We start from the raw sequence: 16,946 nt of genomic DNA, 5'->3' as shown, positions 1-16,946 counted from the left end.
AAAAGGGAAAATTAGAGGAGGGATCAGGATGCAGACAGAACGGTTACAGAAGCAGGATTTGGAAGCGGCGATGCAGATGTCGGAGTATGCTTTCCGATACCGCATACCGGAAGATAAGCGAGACGCAAGGCTGGAGCAGATGGATCAGCACCAGCAGCTTTATGGTATCAAGGAAAATGGAAAGCTGGCTGCAAAGCTGCAGCTGCTGCCGCTTAGCATCAGACTCGGTGAACAGACAATGCTGATGGGCGGGATCGCCGGAGTGGCAACTTATCCGGAATATCGCCGGAATGGCTATATCAAGCGACTTTTGACTGATACGCTTTATCACATGCGCGATCAAGGGATGCCTGTTTCCATGCTGCATCCGTTCTATGTCGATTTCTATCGCCGCTTTGGGTATGAGTTATTCACGGACCGTACGATTTATACATTGAAGAAGAAGGACCTTAATCGTTTGGCTCCGGTGGACGGAACAGTTGAGCGTATGAAGAAAGAAGAACATACGCAAGAGATTGAAGATATCTACACTGCTTATGCAGCTACATACAGCGGCATGCTTGCGCGGGAGGATTTTTGGTGGAAGTATCGGGTATACCGAGACCATGACTTCATTGCCCTTTATCGTGATTCTGACGGCAAGGCGCAAGGGTATATCATTTATGAGATTTCTTCACGTGACAAGCTAGATGTTTCGCAATTTATTGCGCTGAATGCTGAGGCCCGCATTGGTCTGTGGAATTTTCTTGCTCAGCATGATTCCATGTTCGAAGAAGTGACACTGGATCTTCCGCAGCATGATCCACTCATCTTCATGCTGCCGGATCCGCAGCTTGAGGTGAAGCATTATCCGTACTTTATGGCTCGTATTTTAGATGTGCCTGCTTTCTTTGAGAAATACGATTGGCAGGGAAGTCCTGCGGGTGTTGTGCTGCATGTGGAGGATCCAATCATTCAGGAAAATAACGATACTTTCACTCTTAAAGATGCAAATACAGAGATGTCATCAGAAGCAAAAGGCATCAAGCTATCTATCAACATGCTTTCTGCCATTGCGTTTGGTTACAAAAGACCGCTTGTCCTTTGGCAAGCAGGGTTGATAGAGGGACCAGAGGAAATGATCCGGAAATTCGAGCTGAGTATCCCGAGGCGGAAACCGTACATTTATGATTTCTTCTAAGGAGATTAACAATATATGAAAAAGAAACAATTTCACCGCCTTGCCCGTGCTGTGATCCGAAAAGGAGACAGCTTCCTGCTTGCCAAGGCTGAAGGGTGGCAAAACAGCTTCTTGCCTGGCGGTCATGTGGAAATTGGAGAAGGTGCTGAAACTGCCTTGCTGCGTGAACTGCAGGAGGAGCTTGGCGTAAAGGGGAAGATTACTAGCTTCCTCGGTGACTTCGAACATAGCTGGCAGCATGAAGATACTATGCACTTTGAATTGACGCATGTGTTTGAAGCGGTGATTGATGAGGAGCAGATCGAGAGCCAGGAGCCGCATTTGCGGTTCTTTTGGGCAACCACAGAAGAATTAGAAGAGCTGGATCTGCAGCCTTATCCACTTATCAATACGTTGCGTGGAAACCAACTCCCTGCATCTGTGTGGCGGAGCACATTGGAGACAAACTGATTTTATCGGTTTGTCTTTTTTCTTTAAAAAAGTCTTGCGGTTGACGCTGCGTCAGCGTTTATCGTGTAAAGCATAGGGAGGGAAGCATGATGACATATACCGTTCAAAAACTGGCAGAGCTTGCTGGTGTGAGCAAGCGTACACTGCGCTATTACAATCAAATTGGTTTGCTGCATCCGGCTGAAATCAATGCGAGCGGTTATCGGATTTACACGGAGAAAGAAGTAGATCTGCTGCAACAAATTCTTTTTTTTAGAGAGTTGGATTTGGATCTGGATACGATTAAGTCCATTATTTATTCTCCGGATTTCGATAGGAAGAAGGCTTTAGAGGAGCACCGCGACAGTTTGCTGGATAAGCAGGAGCATATCCGTATGCTTCTTGGAAACGTTGAAAAAAGCATTCAGGCGATAGAAAGGAAGGTAGAGATGACCGATAGCGAGAAATTCATAGGCTTTAAGGAAGAGAAAATTGCTGAAAACGAGACCAATTATGGAGAAGAAATCAGAGAAGTATATGGCAAGGAAGCAGTAGAGGCTTCCAATGCGAAATTCCGCGGTCTGACTGAGGAACAGTACAGGAAAATGGAGGCAGTCGAGCAGCGTTTATTCGAAAAGCTGAAGAGTGCAATGCAGGCAGGAGATCCAACAGGACCAGAAGCATTACAGATTGCTGAGCTGCATCGGGAATGGCTGGAATTCACATGGCCTGCCTACTCCAAAGAAGCACATGCAGGTTTAGCGGACATGTATGTCCAGGATGAACGTTTCAAAGCATATTACGAAAATAATATCCAGGAAGGAGCAGCTCAATTTCTCCGTGACAGTATTCAGCATTATACAAAGCTTTAACGTCATGCGCAGCTTTTGTATACCGGAGCAAGGAGGTGATACACTTATTGGAAAAGGAGAGATGATATATATGAACAAAAAAGTGGTAGTGAATGGTATGGAATTGGCGGCTTATGATTATGAACATAGATATGTAACGAAAAACGGAAAAGAATTGAACGAAATCAGCTTCAAGTTCCCGGTTACAAGTGAGGCATACCATGATGTTGCGGTTTTGTTGTATAAAGACGATTTCCAAGTGGAAGTTCCGGAAGCAAACATTACTTTCGAAGCAGCAATCAAACAGTACAGCACAAGTGTCACAAATCTGTATGAGAAAAACCAGGTAGGCGAATATTCCCTAGTGCTGGAAGAGAAGGCAGGAGCTGCTTTATAAAGTAGCTCCTGACTCCATCAAGGAGAGTATGCAATTTCCCGGCTATTCTAAAAGAAATCTTTCCTTGAAATAAATGATTTGAAAGATACCTTTCTTTATGTATAAAACTTCACAAATTGGTCACACTGTTATGTGTAAGCGGTTACTTTATAGCGTATACTAACAATATAAAGTGGAGGGTATACAGAAAGGAGAGGCTGAGGATGATCTTGAAAGCGCTTAAGGAAACAGGTGATATGACGATCTCTTATTATGAGAACGGCATGCTGCAAACCTTTACCGGAAGATATCATAATCTGAATCTCTTGGACCAAACGCTTTGCCTGGAAAATGATGAAAAGAAACGAATGATAATCCATATCGCGGGTATTCAACATATACATTAACAAACAGCCGAAAGCATCTCTTGATGTTTTTCGGCATTTTTTTTATGTTTTTTACCATTTATGCGGTACAATAGATGGAACAAATAAGATACCCGTTGCCTTATGTAAACGGATACGGGAAAACAGCTGTCAGAAGAACGGGCTGATTAGTGGAGGTTTCAAGCATGAGTTCGCAATATCCAGATGATGGACTGACTTTACATACAGATCTTTATCAAATCAATATGGCGGAGACGTATTGGAGTGATGGGGTCCACGAAAGAAAGGCAGTGTTCGAGGTTTCGTTCCGCAAGCTGCCGTTCGGTAATGGCTTTGCCATATTTGCAGGATTGGAACGCGTTATAGAGTATTTGCAGCAATTTCGTTTCACAGAGAGTGATTTGACGTACTTAAAGGATGAGCTTGGCTATGGGGAAGACTTCCTGGCTTACCTGAAGGATCTGCGCTTTACGGGGACAGTTTACTCCGTTGTAGAAGGGGAGCTGGTCTTCAGCAATGAACCGCTAATGCGGATTGAAGCACCGCTGGCTGAGGCGCAGCTGGTAGAGACAGCAATTTTGAATATCGTCAATTACCAGACGTTGATTGCGACAAAGGCATCCAGAATTAAACTCCTGCTTGGAGATGAGATTGCGCTGGAGATGGGGAGCCGTCGTGCTCATGAGTTGGATGCAGCAGTCTGGGGTACACGAGCAGCCTATATCGGCGGTTTTGAGGCTACTTCGAATGTCCGTGCGGGCAAGAAGTTTGGCATTCCGGTAGCGGGGACATTGGCACATTCAATGATTCAGGCTTACCGTGACGAATATACAGCATTCACCAAGTATGCGGAGCGACATACGAATTGTACATTCCTTGTCGACACATATGATACGCTTCGTTCTGGTGTACCAAATGCCATCCGTGTTGCAAAGGAACAGGGTGATAAGATTAAGTTCACTGCAATCAGACTTGATAGCGGAGACTTGGCTTACTTATCCAAAAAGGCTCGGAAAGCATTGGATGATGCTGGATTTACTGAAACGAAGATTTCCGCATCGAACGATTTGGACGAAGAAACGATTCAGAGCTTGAAATCACAAGGGGCGAAAATCGATATCTGGGGTATAGGTACGAAGCTGATAACTGCTTATGATCAGCCGGCTTTAGGTGCAGTGTACAAACTGGTGAGCATCGAGGATGACGGTGCTATGCAGGATACGATCAAAATCAGTGCCAATCCGGAGAAGGTATCGACGCCAGGCTTGAAGAAGGTTTACCGGATCGTCAATCGGATTAGTAAAAAATCCGAAGGCGACTACATTGCCATGGAGGATGAAAATCCGCAGGAAGAGGATCATCTGAAGATGTTCCATCCAGTCCATACGTATGTTAGCAAGTTTGTGACGAATTACGATGCAGTCGATCTGCATCAAAAAATATTCCATGACGGCGAGCTTGTATACGAGCTGCCAGCTATTGAAGATATCAAGGCTTATGCGAAAGATAATCTATCTCTGCTATGGGATGAATATAAACGCCCGAAAGCGCCGGAGGAATACCCTGTCGATCTCAGTCAGAAGTGCTGGGATAACAAGATGGCAAACATCCAGAAAGTGAAAGAGCATGTAAAATCTTTGCACACAACAACTTGATAGGGTTACAATTCAGTATATTGGGAATAACTGTATCATCCAGTTCTTATCTTCTGAAGGAAAACCTGTGAAAATGCTGTTGCAGCAATGTTAAGAATGCAGATTAATAGCCATGAACACAGGGATGCATGCTATAATAAGGAAATACGGGAACAGCTATGTTCCTGCATATCAATCTAAAACATACAGCTTTTACATCAGGTGAAGGTTATGTATAAATTTATTAAATGAGGTGTTTTTCATGAACAAAGCAGAACTAGTAGAAGCAGTAGCACAACAAGCAGAACTATCTAAAAAAGATGCAAGCAAAGCAGTTGATGCACTACTTGAGACAATCTCTGAAACACTAGCAAAAGAAGAGAAAGTACAGCTTGTAGGCTTCGGTACTTTCGAAGTGAGAGAGCGTGCAGCACGTACTGGCCGTAATCCACAGACAGGCGAAGAGATCACAATCCCTGCTTCCAAAGCACCAGCTTTCAAAGCGGGTAAAGATTTCAAAGAAGCTGTAAAATAAGAAAGATTCCTTCATGGAATAGAAAATACCGACGCACACTAGTGCGTCGGTATTTTTTTATAGCTTGCTGATATGGATGATCGACAGTTGTCCGCTGTTTGTTTCCACTTTCCATAACGGCTCGAACATTGTACGTAATATGGCAGCTGTAGGTTCATCTGTTTTCAGGCCTTGGACTGACTTGTCATCTACAACGTAATCCTTATCCTCCTCTAAACCGAAGCGCAAATGCAGAAGGTTCCGTACACCATTGAAGGTAGGGAAGGAAATGGTGTAGCCATTCTTCAGAGCGGCTGTTAGTTTGCTTTTCTGCGACTGGAGCATTTCTGGATCAGCTTTTGGGTAGCTGTCCTGAATTGTAGACCATTCACCTGCGTCTATTAGCTTTGCAGTTTGCTCTCTTCCCAGACCGCTATGGGCAATACGCTCGATCTGATAGGCTTCTGCTTGAGAAATGGTGATTGTCATGTTCAAGTCTCCTTTAGTGAATGACTTTATTAGATGGTGCTTGGATGGTGAAGGATTTTCGTCTTTTGTACAGGTAGGCAATCAGTTCCAGCAAAAAGCCGGGAACCTTTTTTGGAAATAGCTTTTTCTTGTAGAATCTCTCATAGGCCCGGTGAAGGTCTTCCCACTGTGTGCAATGCTTTTGCTGGCGGAATCGTGCAGGATCAATTAATCGGATGCCTCCATCAGGTGTGATCAGGATATTCCGCAAATGAATGTCGGATGGATTCAACCCTTCTGCTGCTGCGCCTGCCAGGGCATTGTCAATGTCGGCTATATGATGATCTGTTATGGGGATCCCCTCACGAAGGCAATCGTACAGTGTATGGCCGGGGATATAATCCATTACTAAATAACCGTTTCCGGCTGCGTGAAGATCCGGGAAGAAGTGATTGTTCTCAAGCGTTTTATATATTTCCGCTTCTTCCGCCGCAACGTGACGGAAGGCAGGAAAAAATACCTTCATTACTTTAGAGGATTCCTTAAGGCGGAATGCAAATGCGCTCCTGCCGGTCCCGATCAGCACGAGAGAGGAAGGGTACGCTGTTAAATGGGGCATCGTATCAGAACCAGACATGTGAATCTGCTCAGCAATCTGCTCAAAATCAGCCATTTCCAGCACTCCTTTTCTTTGGAACAAGGGCTCGTACAATTATCATACGCACAAAAACGAGAGTAGGTGCATAAAATAGTAAAAAAGCTAGTCCATCCTCCGTAATTCCTATCTCTGCTTTTCCTGCTTTCTGGCTATTTTCATCGTATCAGGGACTGTTTCCTTTACCTTTAGGGAAAATAACTATATCGTCAATCTATAAAGTTCTACTTTTTCCCAATCTAATCGAAATCATATAAAGAAAAAAGGTGATTACATGCAAGAGAGACCTAGTATGACAGAATATCCTGCTTATTTCCAAGATTACATGAAACTTGTGCCGGAGGGAAATATAGTAGCTCTGTTTAAGGAACAGGAAAGGCAAACATCCAATCTTCTGCAAGGCCTGACTGATGAGCAAGCTCGCTTCGCTTACGATATTGAAAAATGGACGATCAAGGAAGTGATCGGCCACCTTACAGACACAGAAAGGATTATGTCTTATCGACTGCTTACCATTGCCCGCGGAGATGTGACGCCGCTGCCAGGTTTCCATGAAGATTCCTATGTGCTGCAAGCGAAATTCACGGAGATGACAGTAGCGAGCCTACTGGCGCAATATAAGGCAGTGCGTGCATCCACGATCGCTCTGCTGGAGTCACTGTATGATCAGGATTGGGTCAGACAGGGAATGGCAAACGGTCATGTCACATCGGTTCGCTCGCTGGCGTATATAATGCTGGGCCATGAACGTCATCACCATAATATCCTTCATGAGCGCTACTTCGCTTCTGCTACGTATCCGCTCAACCGCATGTGATTTGGGGTATATTGACAGAGAACAATCAATCGTGTATGCTATATTGCAGATTAATAGAATAGGATTGTGATTGCTCCAAAGGGGAGTAGCTTCCAGTTAAGTCGACAACACGTGATAGCTTGCTATCGCCGGTTTAACTGACAACGTTAAGTTGTTTGCCAGACCTTTGCCAATTTGGTGAAGACTGATTACAAACAGGACCTTCACACTGTGGGGGTCCTTTTCGTTTAGTACACATAAATGGAGGAATTATTTCCGTGTTGAAGAAATGCTTAGAACTGATGCAGCTGCGAGCACCATCCATCAAGCTCGAACTGAATCAGGCAAGCTATCATGCAGGCGATAAAATCGAGGGACATTTTCAGCTTCTCGGAGGCTGGAAGGACCAGAATCTAAACAGATTGGATTGCGATTTGGTTATAAAAAACAGTGCAAACGATAAAATAGTGAATATAAAGAATGTACTAAGCATTTTTATGACCAAGCAATTGAAATCAAATGAACAAATGAAGAAGCCGTTCACATTCCGTTTGCCGGAGGAATTGGAACCAAGCTCCAGTGCATTGGTCTATGAGCTGCAGACAAAGCTCGTGTTCGCCAATGAAAAATGTACGAAAGATGATAGGCAAGTACAGATATTAGCGTAGACGCTATAAGAAGGAGGAGATTGCATTGGGAAGGCTTTGCTGAAGATAATAACCTTATATAACAGAAGTTTTGCTGGCGCTGCTCCTCGTCGAGGTGTCGCAGCTATTTTATTAATCTGCTTGTAAACTATCAAACAAATAAGCGAGGTGAGTCCCTTCAATTAACGAAGGGAACTAATTGGACCCATCAATAGTCATTAATTTAAGTTTAGTAGTGTTATTCATCATTTTTACAGCCTTTTTCGTAGGTGCAGAGTTTTCAGTTGTGAAGGTCCGTATGTCACGGATCGACCAGCTTGTTGCAGAAGGTAACAAACGGGCAATCATTGTCAGTAAGCTAGTGAATAATCTTGATTATTACTTGTCAGCCTGCCAGCTGGGTATCACTGTAACGGCGCTTGTACTAGGTGCGTTAGGTGAACCTACAGTAGAGAAAATACTGCACCCGCTGTTCAATGATTTAGGGTTGTCTGAATCTGTTTCCACCTTGCTTTCCTACGCCATTGCTTTTGCGTCAGTCACTTTCTTACACGTAGTAATTGGTGAATTGGCGCCGAAAACACTAGCGATTCAGTACACGGAGCAATTGACATTAATTCTAGGTCCGCCGTTGTATTGGTTTGGTAAGCTAATGGCTCCGTTCATCTATTTGCTGAATGGTTCTGCTCGTGTATTTTTGAAGTTGTTCGGCGTGAAGCCAGCTGCTCATGAATCAGCACATTCGGAAGAGGAACTGCGTATTATTATGACGCAAAGCTATCAAAGTGGTGAAATCAACAAAACAGAACTTAGTTATATGGAAAATATTTTCACATTCGACGAACGTGTGGCAAAGGATATCATGGTGCCGCGGACACAGGTGGTCACCTTGGAGAAATCCATGACAGCTGCAGAAGTGATCGAGATCATCGATGAACATCAATTCACGCGTTATCTTGTGACAGAGGATGGAGATAAAGACCATATCATCGGTTTCGTCAATGTGAAGGAAATGCTTACGGATTTTGCAGCAGGCAGAAGACAGAGTCTGCCTAACTTCATCCATGAGCTGCCGCTTATTCATGAAGGAACATCCTTGCAGGATGCTCTTTTGAAGATGCAGACTGAACGCGTGCATATTGCACTCGTAGTGGATGAATACGGCGGAACCGCAGGTATTCTGACGATGGAGGATATTCTGGAAGAGATCGTCGGGGAAATCCATGACGAATTCGATGAAGATGAAGTGCCGGATATCCAGGAAGTATCTGACCGTACGTACCATATCAATGGTCGTGTACTATTGGATGATCTGGAGGATCAATTTGGCTCTGTGTTCGACAATCGGGAAGATGTCGATACAATCGGAGGCTGGATTTTCGTCAAAAATGACGAAGTAGATTCTCAAACGACTGTGGTGGATGTAGCAGGAAATGAGTGGGAGGTTATCGAAATGGATAACCATCAGATCCTTATGATTGAACTGCGCATCCTGGAACAAGAACAGCTTCCGATGCTGGAAGCTTAAGAATCGTTAATAAAGAAAAAGGCCGGGATGCCTCCTATGCATCCCGGCCTTTTTCTATTGGAGGTAAACAGACAAGATGATCAGACTTTATGAAAATAAACATCAGGAAAAGAATGAGGTGGCCAGGCATCAGCATGACACACATCAGCTGCTTTATGTACTGGATGGAGAAGGAGAATGTGAATTGGACATCAGGAGCCAGAATCTTCTGCCTGACAGCATCATGCTCATCTCTCCACATACAGATCATGGAATCCAAGCTCATTCGAAGATGACGGTGCTCGTGTTGGAATTCGATATCCGCCATTTGGCGGAGGACGTTGTTTCTTATCTCGTCGAGCCAGTGTTTGCAGTATCCCGTGTCTTGAACCTATCTCTGTTCGAAAGCAGTGAGCTCCGTCAGCTGCTGCGAAAGATGCTATTCGAACAATCCCAAAACCACCCCATTCATACGATGGGACTGAAGCTTCTGCTGGCTCAGGTGCTTTATCAGCTTGCTATCATGCAGCAGGAAGATACGACACAGGATACAAATACAAGAAGGGCAAAGTGGCTTAAGCATCACTTGGAAACACGATATTTTGAGATTGCCAGTATGGAAGAAGTTGCGGCCAAAGCAGGTGTGAGCAGCCGGTACATGAATCAGATTTTCAAAGAAATGTATGATACGACTCCTTATCAGTTCCTGACAGAAGTGCGACTGTTAAAGGTGAAAAAAATGCTGCGAGAATCTGACAGAGAAATTGTTTCCATCTGCTTTGAAGTTGGATTTGAAGCGGTCTCGACATTTTATCGTGTCTTTAAGAAATATGTCGGTGTGACGCCAAATGTTTATCGACGGACAACAGATGATTTCCGAAATTGAGAATCTAAGAAAAGAATGATAAGAAAAATGTAAACGCTTTACTTATACTATCCTTAATATGGATAATGGGAGGGCGTAAGAATGGCGACGAAGAAAATTGGGATAATCATGAACGGTGTTACAGGAAGAATGGGAACAAATCAGCATCTTATCCGATCAATTGCAGCAATTCGTGCAGAGGGCGGTGTGCTGCTTTCGAACGGAGATCGTTTGCTGCCGGATCCGATTCTTGTCGGGCGGAATGAAGAGAAGCTTGCTAAACTTGCCAGTGAGAATAGTGTAGAGCGCTACAGTACTGATTTGAAGACTGCTTTGGCTGATGACTATAACCTGATTTATTTTGATTCACAAACGACTAATCGCCGCGAAGCCAGCATCAAGCAGGCAATTGAAGCAGGTAAGCATATTTATTGTGAGAAACCGACGGCTACTAGCTTGGAAGGATCCCTGGAGCTGGCCAGGTTGGCACGGGAGGCTGGTGTGAAAAACGGGGTAGTGCAAGATAAGCTTTTCCTGCCTGGGTTGCTGAAGCTGAAGCATCTGATCGATAGCAATTACTTCGGGGAGATCCTGTCCGTAAAGCTGGACTTCGGCTATTGGGTATTCGAAGGCGATTGGCAGGAGGCGCAGCGTCCAAGCTGGAATTATCGTGCAGAAGACGGCGGCGGTATCATTGTTGATATGTTCGCACACTGGCGTTATGTCATCGACCATCTCTTTGGAGAAATCGACAGTCTGACTTGCCTTGGTGCGACTCATATTCCTTATAGGGTGGATGAAGCCGGCAATCGTTATAAAGCAACAGCAGATGATGCGGCATATGCAATTTTTGCCCTTAAGAACGGAATAGTTGTACAGGCAAACTCTTCTTGGACGACAAGAGTTGACCGGGATGATCTGGTAACTTTCCAAGTGGATGGGACGCTTGGAAGCGCAGTAGCTGGTCTGCGAGATTGCAAGGTCCAGCATCGTGTGACAACGCCGAAGCCTGTGTGGAATCCGGATATACCTAATGCAATTGATTTCCGTTCCCAGTGGGAGTCATTGCCGGAGAATCGTACGTACGACAATGGATTCAAGATTCAATGGGAGCTGTTTTTGAAGCATGTGGAAGAAGGTGCGGCATTCCCTTGGGATTTGCTGGAGGGAGCAAAAGGTACCCAGCTGTCAGATTTGGGGCTAGAAGCATGGCGCGAGAAGAAATGGGTCACTGTTCCGAGTCTGGAAGTATAAAGGAGGAAGCAGCATGACAACGATTCTTTTACCGAAGCAAGGTCATTTGTTAGAGGCGTATACACTTGTCCATTCAGCTTCCACTTACCCGACAGAAGGAGCTTTTCGGGCAAGAACAGCTTATTCTGCTGCTCATGTCGTTGCGGATGCGCATTCTGAAGCACACCCTATTTTAGGCGGTGCGATTGATTGGGATGCAACTTTAGAATATCGGAAAGCGCTGTGGAAGCTTGGTTTCGGCGTAGCGGAGGCAATGGATACAGCGCAGCGAGGCATGGGTCTCACATATGAGATGGCGAAAGAACTAATTTCCATAAGTGCAAAGGAAGCGAAAAAAGAGAAGGCATTGCTTGCTTCAGGAGCTGGTACGGATCATTTGCCGGCTGACAGTACGTATACGATGTCGGAGATCAAGCAGGCTTACGAAGAGCAATGCACATTCGTCGAAGGAACCGGGAGCCAGATCATCTTGATGGCGAGCCGAGCGTTGGCTGCCAGTGCACGATCCGCAGCGGATTACAAGGACGTATACGGGCACGTGCTTGACGGAGTGCAGAAACCGGTTATCCTCCATTGGCTCGGTCCGATGTTCGATCCGAAATTGACTGGCTACTGGGGATCAGAAACGATCAGCCGTGCAATGGATGACTGTCTGGAGCTGATCTATCAGTATGAAGGAAAAATCGACGGAATCAAGATCTCTTTGCTCGATAAGGACAAGGAAATTGAAATGCGAGCGAAACTTCCGGCATCGGTTCGGATGTATACAGGAGATGATTTTAATTATCCAGAGTTGATCCAAGGTGATGGAGACCAATATAGCCATGCGCTGCTCGGTATCTTTGATGCAATTGCACCAGCAGCTTCCGAGGCACTGCGTGCACTTGATGCAGAAGACCTGGACCGATATCGAGAAATCTTCGATAAAACGGTGCCGCTTGCAAGGCATATCTTTGAAACGCCAACATACGCCTACAAAACAGGTGTTGTTTTCCTGGCATATCTGAATGGGTATCAATCACATTTCCGGATGATCGGCGGTGCAGAAGGCGCCCGGTCGGTTCTCCATTTGAGTGAGCTGTTCAGGCTTGCTGATCAAGCGGGAGTCCTAGTGGATCCAGCGCTTGCAGCAGAACGGATGCAGCTCGTACTGAAGCTGGCGGGTATTGAACAGAAGGTGATGTCATGACAAAGGCTGATTTGCAGCTTCTCAGTTTGAATCAGATTACGACAGAAAACTGGTCGCTGACCGAAGCGATCCAAGGCTGTGCTCGGCATGATATCCACTGGATATCCATTTGGCGGCATAAGCTTGAGGAAATTGGTGTGAAAGAGGCAAAAAAGCTGTTGACGGAATACGGCTTGCGCGTGTCGAGTCTTTGCCGTGGCGGTATGTTTCCTGCAGCTACAGAGCGTGAGAGGCAGCAGCGTATAGATGACAACAAACGGGCAATTGAAGATGCGAAGACATTGGGGACAGATGTGCTAGTGCTTGTATGCGGTCCGGCTTCGGACAAAAATATCGCCCAGGCTCGACATTGGGTCGAGGCAGGAATAGAAGCGATACTCCCATATGCGGAAGAACTGGGTGTGAAGCTTGGGATTGAGCCGCTTCATCCGATGTATGCGGCCGATCGCTCCGTCATCAATACACTAGGGCAGGCCAACACTATAGCGGAGAAGCTGCAATCAGATCATCTTGGGGTAGTAGTGGATGCCTTCCATGTTTGGTGGGATCCAGAGCTGAAACACCAAATTGATCGGGCGAAGGGTAAGATATTAGGTTTCCATGTGTCAGATTGGAAGGTGCCGATGAAGGATATGTTCAAGGGGCGAGCTATGATGGGAGATGGCGTCATCAATCTGCGTGAGATGCGCAGCATGGTGGAGGAAGCAGGCTATCAAGGACCAATCGAAGTGGAAATCATCAATCAGGAGATATGGGATCAGCCAGGCGATGAGGTGCTCCATCAAATGAAGCGCTGCTATCAGGCGCACGTATAAGGGGAGCTGAAAAATGGCACTGCTGAATCAATTAGAGGAATTAGCCCAGGAAGCTGCAAGAGCTGGTGACACTGAGATAACAGTCCCTTTCGCTTTTTCTGTGGCTGGCCTTGATCATCCGCATATCTACAGTATGGTACAAGGGCTCTTGGACGCAGGGGCACAGCTAATGCACATCTATGACAGGAATCTGGATCAAGCAAGTGCTCTTCAACAGAAATTCCGAACAGGAAAGATAGTCTCAGAGCTATCACAGATTCTGCAGAGCGAAGTGGATTTGGTTGCAACTAGTATTGTGCCGTCGGAGCGCGGGGCATTAGGCATCCGGGTGTTGGAGCACGAGAAGCATTTTCTTTCTGCAAAGGCGCCTTTTACTACAATGGCTCAATTGCATGCGGCCGAGGAAGCGGTGCGCCGTACAGGAAAGAAATGGGCGGTGTTTTATAGTGAACGATTGGCTGTGGAGGCGGCGCTGCTGGCAGATAACATCTTACAAGAAGGTTTGATCGGAGACTTATTCCAGCTTACTGGTTCGGGTCCTCATCGGCTGCAGGCAGACACAAGGCCGAATTGGTTTTTTGATCCGGTGAAAAATGGCGGTATTTTATGTGATATTGGCAGTCATCAGATTGAGCAGCTGCTTCATTATGCGAGAAGTAAAGAGGCTGAGGTGCTGCATAGTAAGGTGGCGAATTATACCCATCCGCAATATGGTGCATGGCAGGATTTCGGTGATGCAACACTTGTAACGAACACCGGTGTAAGCCAATATTTCCGTGTTGACTGGTTCACGCCCGATGGACTTCGGGTCTGGGGAGACGGACGAACAGTGCTGCACGGCACAAACGGGTTTGTGGAACTGCGAAAATACACGGATGTAGCACGCACGGCAGAAGGGGAGCATCTGTATGTGGTGACGGATCAGGAGGAAGTCTACTTTTCGGCTAAGGGAAAGGTAGGAATTTCGTATTTCAAACAATTGATTACCGATTGTCAGCAAGGGACGGAATCAGCAATGAGTCAGGAACATACTTTCCGGGCTGCGGCTCTGGCAATCCAGGCACAGGAGCAGGCAATCAGCCTGACAAAGGTAGGGGAGAAGCGATGAAGCAAGCGGTTGTTTTAATTGGGATGAATGGATACGGTGAGCATTACTTGGATGCATTGTTGAAGCGTGAGGACATCACATTCGCTGGTATCGTGGAAATCCATCCGGAGAAAAGCAGACTTTTGGAACAAGTAAAGCAGCGTGGAATCCCGATATTTTCTACGCTGGACGTTTTTTATCAAAACAATCAAGCGGATCTAGCCATCATCGCCACACCTATTCATTTGCATACGGAGCAGGCGATCTTTACACTACGACATGGCTCAAATGTTCTTTGCGAAAAACCGATCTTTGCTGATATGCGAGATCAAATGAAGTGGGAGCAAGCTATCTCGGAATCAGGAAAGTGGGCTGCAATTGGTTTCAACTGGTCGTTCACTGCCCCAATTTTAGAGCTTAAGGAAGATATCCGGAAGGGACTCTATGGGAAGCCGCAGCAGATGAAAACAGTGGTACTGTGGCCGCGGGATGAAGCATATTTTACACGTTCATCTTGGTCGGGAAAGCTGATGACGCCTGATGGACGGCAAATACGTGATAGTGTAGCCAATAATGCAGCTGCCCACTTCATCCATAATATGCTTTTTGTGCTCGGGCATGAACTGCAAGAAACGGCGAGAGTCAAACGCCTGGAAGCCGAACTGTATCGGGCAAACGATATCGAAACTTTCGATACGTGTGCCATCCGTCTGCAAACGGATTCCGGATGCGAGCTGCTTTTTTATGGATCGCATGCAACAGCAACAGAGCAAGGACCACAATTCTTATATACTTTCGAAAAAGGCTATATCGTCTATGATTGCAATCTCGATCAAGGCATTATCACGGCATACACGAAAGATGGACAGGAAAAGATTTATGGAAATCCGCAGGCCAACCATCTGGATAAATTGGATTATTGCATCGCTGCACTTACAGATGGCAGGGACATTCCATGCACGTATGAGACTGCGCTCGGTCATGCGGCGATAATTGAGGCATTGCACCAGAATATTTCGGCTGGAGAGCGTTTTCCAGAAGAAGCAATCAAACAAACAGCAGGCAAGCTCCAAACTGTCATCAATTTAGAGCAGACGATGAATGCATGTTTTATGAGTGGAAAACTGCCATATGAATTACAAATACCTTGGAGCAAGCCAGCTAAACAGGCTGATGTGATTCTGCCAATCCAGAAGAGGAGCGTCTAATCACAGCCTGTAGAATGCCATCAATTGTAAGCGCTTTATAATAACTTGTGGAGGGTGAAACATGAAACGAGCAAAAACAACGTGGCTAATTCTTGCTGTTCTGCTGCTTAGCATAGGTGTGCTGATGGTTGTCGCTCCGGCTACAGATGCTGCTGGCCATGAGACGAGAAAGCTGACGATGGGACATATTCATAATCCGAATAGTCCTGTATATGCCAGTCTGGAGGAATTCAGCGGCGAGTTGGAGCAGCGTACAGAAGGTGTATTGACGACAGATATATACACAGAAGGCGGACTTGGTGACGAACGGGTAATGTTGGAGCTTGTCCAGAATGGAGTAGTCGATATGGCCAAAGTGAATGGCGGTGTGCTTGAGAGTTTCTACTCTGATTTCTCCGTTTTCAGTTTGCCTTATGTATTCGAAGATGAAGAGCATTTTAAACGAGTTATGGTGTCCGATATTGTAAAAGACCTTTATGAAGAACTGGAGACGATTGGTCTGCATGGTATCGCTTATTACGATGCAGGTGCAAGGAGCTTTTATACAGCAGACACGCCAATTGAAAAGCCAGAGGACTTGCATGGGCTGAAGATTCGTACGATGACGAATACAACATCAATCCGTACGATGGAACTGCTTGGAGCTTCCCCGACGCCGCTGCCTGCGCCGGAAGTATATACAGGACTGCAGCAAGGTGTCATTGATGGGGCGGAAAGCAGTCCGATTGCTCTTACCGATGCGAACCATGGCGAGGTAGCCAAATACTTTTCTTACGATGAACATACGCGAATTCCGGATTTTCTAATTATGAGTGAGAAGACATGGGGCAGTCTGAGTCCGGAGCAGCAGCAGGCAGTCGAGGAATCAGCAGCAATCTCCTCGGAAAACCATAATGCGCGTTGGGACCAGCTGATTGAAGAGAGCATTAAGCAAGCAGAAGATGAGATGGATGTTACCTTCAATGAGCTTGATCAGGAGCCTTTCAAGGAACTGGTACAGCCGCTGATCGAAGAAAGGCGAGAAGACCCGGAAGTGGCTGAAGTGCTGGATGACATCGCGGCGTACAGTAAATGAAGAGGAGCTG

General features: G+C 45.9%; 19 protein-coding genes. 17 read left to right on the top strand and 2 right to left on the bottom strand.

All coding sequences use genetic code 11. From position 1 onward, the window contains the following. The first annotated feature begins 28 nt into the window (after positions 1 to 28). From CHH48_RS16945 to CHH48_RS16915, 7 genes are all read left to right on the top strand, one after another. Entirely contained in the window at positions 29 to 1,180 is a 1,152-nt protein-coding gene (locus CHH48_RS16945; protein ID WP_176466499.1) for a GNAT family N-acetyltransferase, read from the top strand. A gap of 15 nt (positions 1,181 to 1,195) precedes the next feature. Next, a complete protein-coding gene (locus CHH48_RS16940) occupies positions 1,196 to 1,630 on the top strand; it encodes an NUDIX domain-containing protein (RefSeq protein ID WP_095220530.1) in 435 nt (144 codons plus the stop codon). 89 nt (positions 1,631 to 1,719) lie between these two features. After that, entirely contained in the window at positions 1,720 to 2,481 is a 762-nt protein-coding gene (locus CHH48_RS16935; protein ID WP_095220531.1) for a MerR family transcriptional regulator, read from the top strand. A gap of 70 nt (positions 2,482 to 2,551) precedes the next feature. Continuing rightward, positions 2,552 to 2,857: a DUF3219 family protein gene (locus tag CHH48_RS16930; RefSeq protein ID WP_095220561.1), complete on the top strand. Its 306-nt coding sequence runs from the start codon at positions 2,552 to 2,554 to the stop codon at positions 2,855 to 2,857. A gap of 203 nt (positions 2,858 to 3,060) precedes the next feature. Then, the gene (locus tag CHH48_RS16925) at positions 3,061 to 3,243 is read left to right on the top strand and encodes a YolD-like family protein (RefSeq protein ID WP_095220532.1); all 183 of its coding nucleotides are present in this window, start codon (positions 3,061 to 3,063) and stop codon (positions 3,241 to 3,243) included. A 164-nt stretch (positions 3,244 to 3,407) separates the two neighbouring features. After that, positions 3,408 to 4,877 (top strand): nicotinate phosphoribosyltransferase, encoded by a 1,470-nt coding sequence (locus CHH48_RS16920; protein WP_095220533.1) that lies wholly within the window; start codon positions 3,408 to 3,410, stop codon positions 4,875 to 4,877. Positions 4,878 to 5,118: 241 nt separating this feature from the next. Further along, on the top strand, positions 5,119 to 5,391 hold the full coding sequence (locus CHH48_RS16915; RefSeq protein ID WP_038557662.1) for an HU family DNA-binding protein: 273 nt from the start codon (positions 5,119 to 5,121) through the stop codon (positions 5,389 to 5,391). Between the two features lie 57 nt (positions 5,392 to 5,448). On the opposite strand, the gene CHH48_RS16910 is transcribed toward CHH48_RS16915, so the two are convergent. Both CHH48_RS16910 and CHH48_RS16905 read right to left on the bottom strand, forming a co-directional pair. Further along, on the bottom strand, positions 5,449 to 5,859 hold the full coding sequence (locus CHH48_RS16910) for a hypothetical protein (protein ID WP_095220534.1): 411 nt from the start codon (positions 5,857 to 5,859) through the stop codon (positions 5,449 to 5,451). A 13-nt stretch (positions 5,860 to 5,872) separates the two neighbouring features. Continuing rightward, positions 5,873 to 6,511, bottom strand: coding sequence for a serine/threonine protein kinase (locus tag CHH48_RS16905; protein ID WP_095220535.1), 639 nt, complete (start codon positions 6,509 to 6,511; stop codon positions 5,873 to 5,875). 274 nt (positions 6,512 to 6,785) lie between these two features. Between CHH48_RS16905 and CHH48_RS16900 the strand changes: the two genes are divergently transcribed. From CHH48_RS16900 to CHH48_RS16855, 10 genes are all read left to right on the top strand, one after another. Beyond that, positions 6,786 to 7,310: a DinB family protein gene (locus CHH48_RS16900; protein ID WP_245840426.1), complete on the top strand. Its 525-nt coding sequence runs from the start codon at positions 6,786 to 6,788 to the stop codon at positions 7,308 to 7,310. Between the two features lie 257 nt (positions 7,311 to 7,567). After that, on the top strand, positions 7,568 to 7,957 hold the full coding sequence (locus CHH48_RS16895) for a sporulation protein (RefSeq protein WP_095220537.1): 390 nt from the start codon (positions 7,568 to 7,570) through the stop codon (positions 7,955 to 7,957). A 178-nt stretch (positions 7,958 to 8,135) separates the two neighbouring features. After that, positions 8,136 to 9,464 carry a hemolysin family protein gene (locus tag CHH48_RS16890; protein ID WP_095220538.1) on the top strand — a complete coding sequence of 443 codons (1,329 nt, stop codon included), beginning with the start codon at positions 8,136 to 8,138 and terminating at the stop codon, positions 9,462 to 9,464. Between the two features lie 76 nt (positions 9,465 to 9,540). Beyond that, positions 9,541 to 10,329 (top strand): helix-turn-helix transcriptional regulator, encoded by a 789-nt coding sequence (locus CHH48_RS16885; RefSeq protein ID WP_095220539.1) that lies wholly within the window; start codon positions 9,541 to 9,543, stop codon positions 10,327 to 10,329. Positions 10,330 to 10,410: 81 nt separating this feature from the next. After that, positions 10,411 to 11,562, top strand: a complete 1,152-nt coding sequence (locus CHH48_RS16880; RefSeq protein ID WP_095220540.1) for a Gfo/Idh/MocA family protein — start codon at positions 10,411 to 10,413, stop codon at positions 11,560 to 11,562. A gap of 13 nt (positions 11,563 to 11,575) precedes the next feature. Further along, entirely contained in the window at positions 11,576 to 12,751 is a 1,176-nt protein-coding gene (locus CHH48_RS16875; protein ID WP_095220541.1) for a dihydrodipicolinate synthase family protein, read from the top strand. Continuing rightward, on the top strand, positions 12,748 to 13,566 hold the full coding sequence (locus CHH48_RS16870; RefSeq protein ID WP_095220542.1) for a sugar phosphate isomerase/epimerase family protein: 819 nt from the start codon (positions 12,748 to 12,750) through the stop codon (positions 13,564 to 13,566). The genes CHH48_RS16875 and CHH48_RS16870 overlap by 4 nt, the downstream gene beginning before the upstream one ends. A gap of 13 nt (positions 13,567 to 13,579) precedes the next feature. Next, positions 13,580 to 14,674: a Gfo/Idh/MocA family protein gene (locus CHH48_RS16865; RefSeq protein WP_245840425.1), complete on the top strand. Its 1,095-nt coding sequence runs from the start codon at positions 13,580 to 13,582 to the stop codon at positions 14,672 to 14,674. After that, positions 14,671 to 15,861, top strand: a complete 1,191-nt coding sequence (locus CHH48_RS16860; protein WP_095220543.1) for a Gfo/Idh/MocA family protein — start codon at positions 14,671 to 14,673, stop codon at positions 15,859 to 15,861. The genes CHH48_RS16865 and CHH48_RS16860 overlap by 4 nt, the downstream gene beginning before the upstream one ends. Before the next feature lie 61 nt (positions 15,862 to 15,922). Beyond that, positions 15,923 to 16,936 (top strand): TRAP transporter substrate-binding protein, encoded by a 1,014-nt coding sequence (locus CHH48_RS16855; protein WP_095220544.1) that lies wholly within the window; start codon positions 15,923 to 15,925, stop codon positions 16,934 to 16,936. Positions 16,937 to 16,946: the final 10 nt, after the last annotated feature.

The organism is Terribacillus saccharophilus (genome assembly GCF_002272075.1).
Classification (GTDB): domain Bacteria; phylum Bacillota; class Bacilli; order Bacillales; family Amphibacillaceae; genus Terribacillus; species Terribacillus saccharophilus_A.
Note: the sequence above shows the minus strand (reverse complement) of the source record. Positions and strands in the feature narration are given on the sequence as shown.

Excerpts from the sequence above, each read along its gene's own strand:
- CHH48_RS16945 (WP_176466499.1), top strand. The coding sequence starts at position 29 with ATGCAGACAGAACGGTTACAGAAGCAGGATTTGGAAGCGGCGATGCAG.
- CHH48_RS16865 (WP_245840425.1), top strand. The coding sequence starts at position 13,580 with ATGGCACTGCTGAATCAATTAGAGGAATTAGCCCAGGAAGCTGCAAGA.
- CHH48_RS16935 (WP_095220531.1), top strand. The coding sequence starts at position 1,720 with ATGACATATACCGTTCAAAAACTGGCAGAGCTTGCTGGTGTGAGCAAG.
- CHH48_RS16900 (WP_245840426.1), top strand. The coding sequence starts at position 6,786 with ATGACAGAATATCCTGCTTATTTCCAAGATTACATGAAACTTGTGCCG.
- CHH48_RS16885 (WP_095220539.1), top strand. The coding sequence starts at position 9,541 with ATGATCAGACTTTATGAAAATAAACATCAGGAAAAGAATGAGGTGGCC.
- CHH48_RS16925 (WP_095220532.1), top strand. The coding sequence starts at position 3,061 with ATGATCTTGAAAGCGCTTAAGGAAACAGGTGATATGACGATCTCTTAT.
- CHH48_RS16920 (WP_095220533.1), top strand. The coding sequence starts at position 3,408 with ATGAGTTCGCAATATCCAGATGATGGACTGACTTTACATACAGATCTT.
- CHH48_RS16910 (WP_095220534.1), bottom strand. The coding sequence starts at position 5,859 with ATGACAATCACCATTTCTCAAGCAGAAGCCTATCAGATCGAGCGTATT.
- CHH48_RS16855 (WP_095220544.1), top strand. The coding sequence starts at position 15,923 with ATGAAACGAGCAAAAACAACGTGGCTAATTCTTGCTGTTCTGCTGCTT.
- CHH48_RS16940 (WP_095220530.1), top strand. The coding sequence starts at position 1,196 with ATGAAAAAGAAACAATTTCACCGCCTTGCCCGTGCTGTGATCCGAAAA.
- CHH48_RS16915 (WP_038557662.1), top strand. The coding sequence starts at position 5,119 with ATGAACAAAGCAGAACTAGTAGAAGCAGTAGCACAACAAGCAGAACTA.
- CHH48_RS16860 (WP_095220543.1), top strand. The coding sequence starts at position 14,671 with ATGAAGCAAGCGGTTGTTTTAATTGGGATGAATGGATACGGTGAGCAT.
- CHH48_RS16880 (WP_095220540.1), top strand. The coding sequence starts at position 10,411 with ATGGCGACGAAGAAAATTGGGATAATCATGAACGGTGTTACAGGAAGA.
- CHH48_RS16905 (WP_095220535.1), bottom strand. The coding sequence starts at position 6,511 with ATGGCTGATTTTGAGCAGATTGCTGAGCAGATTCACATGTCTGGTTCT.
- CHH48_RS16870 (WP_095220542.1), top strand. The coding sequence starts at position 12,748 with ATGACAAAGGCTGATTTGCAGCTTCTCAGTTTGAATCAGATTACGACA.
- CHH48_RS16875 (WP_095220541.1), top strand. The coding sequence starts at position 11,576 with ATGACAACGATTCTTTTACCGAAGCAAGGTCATTTGTTAGAGGCGTAT.
- CHH48_RS16930 (WP_095220561.1), top strand. The coding sequence starts at position 2,552 with ATGAACAAAAAAGTGGTAGTGAATGGTATGGAATTGGCGGCTTATGAT.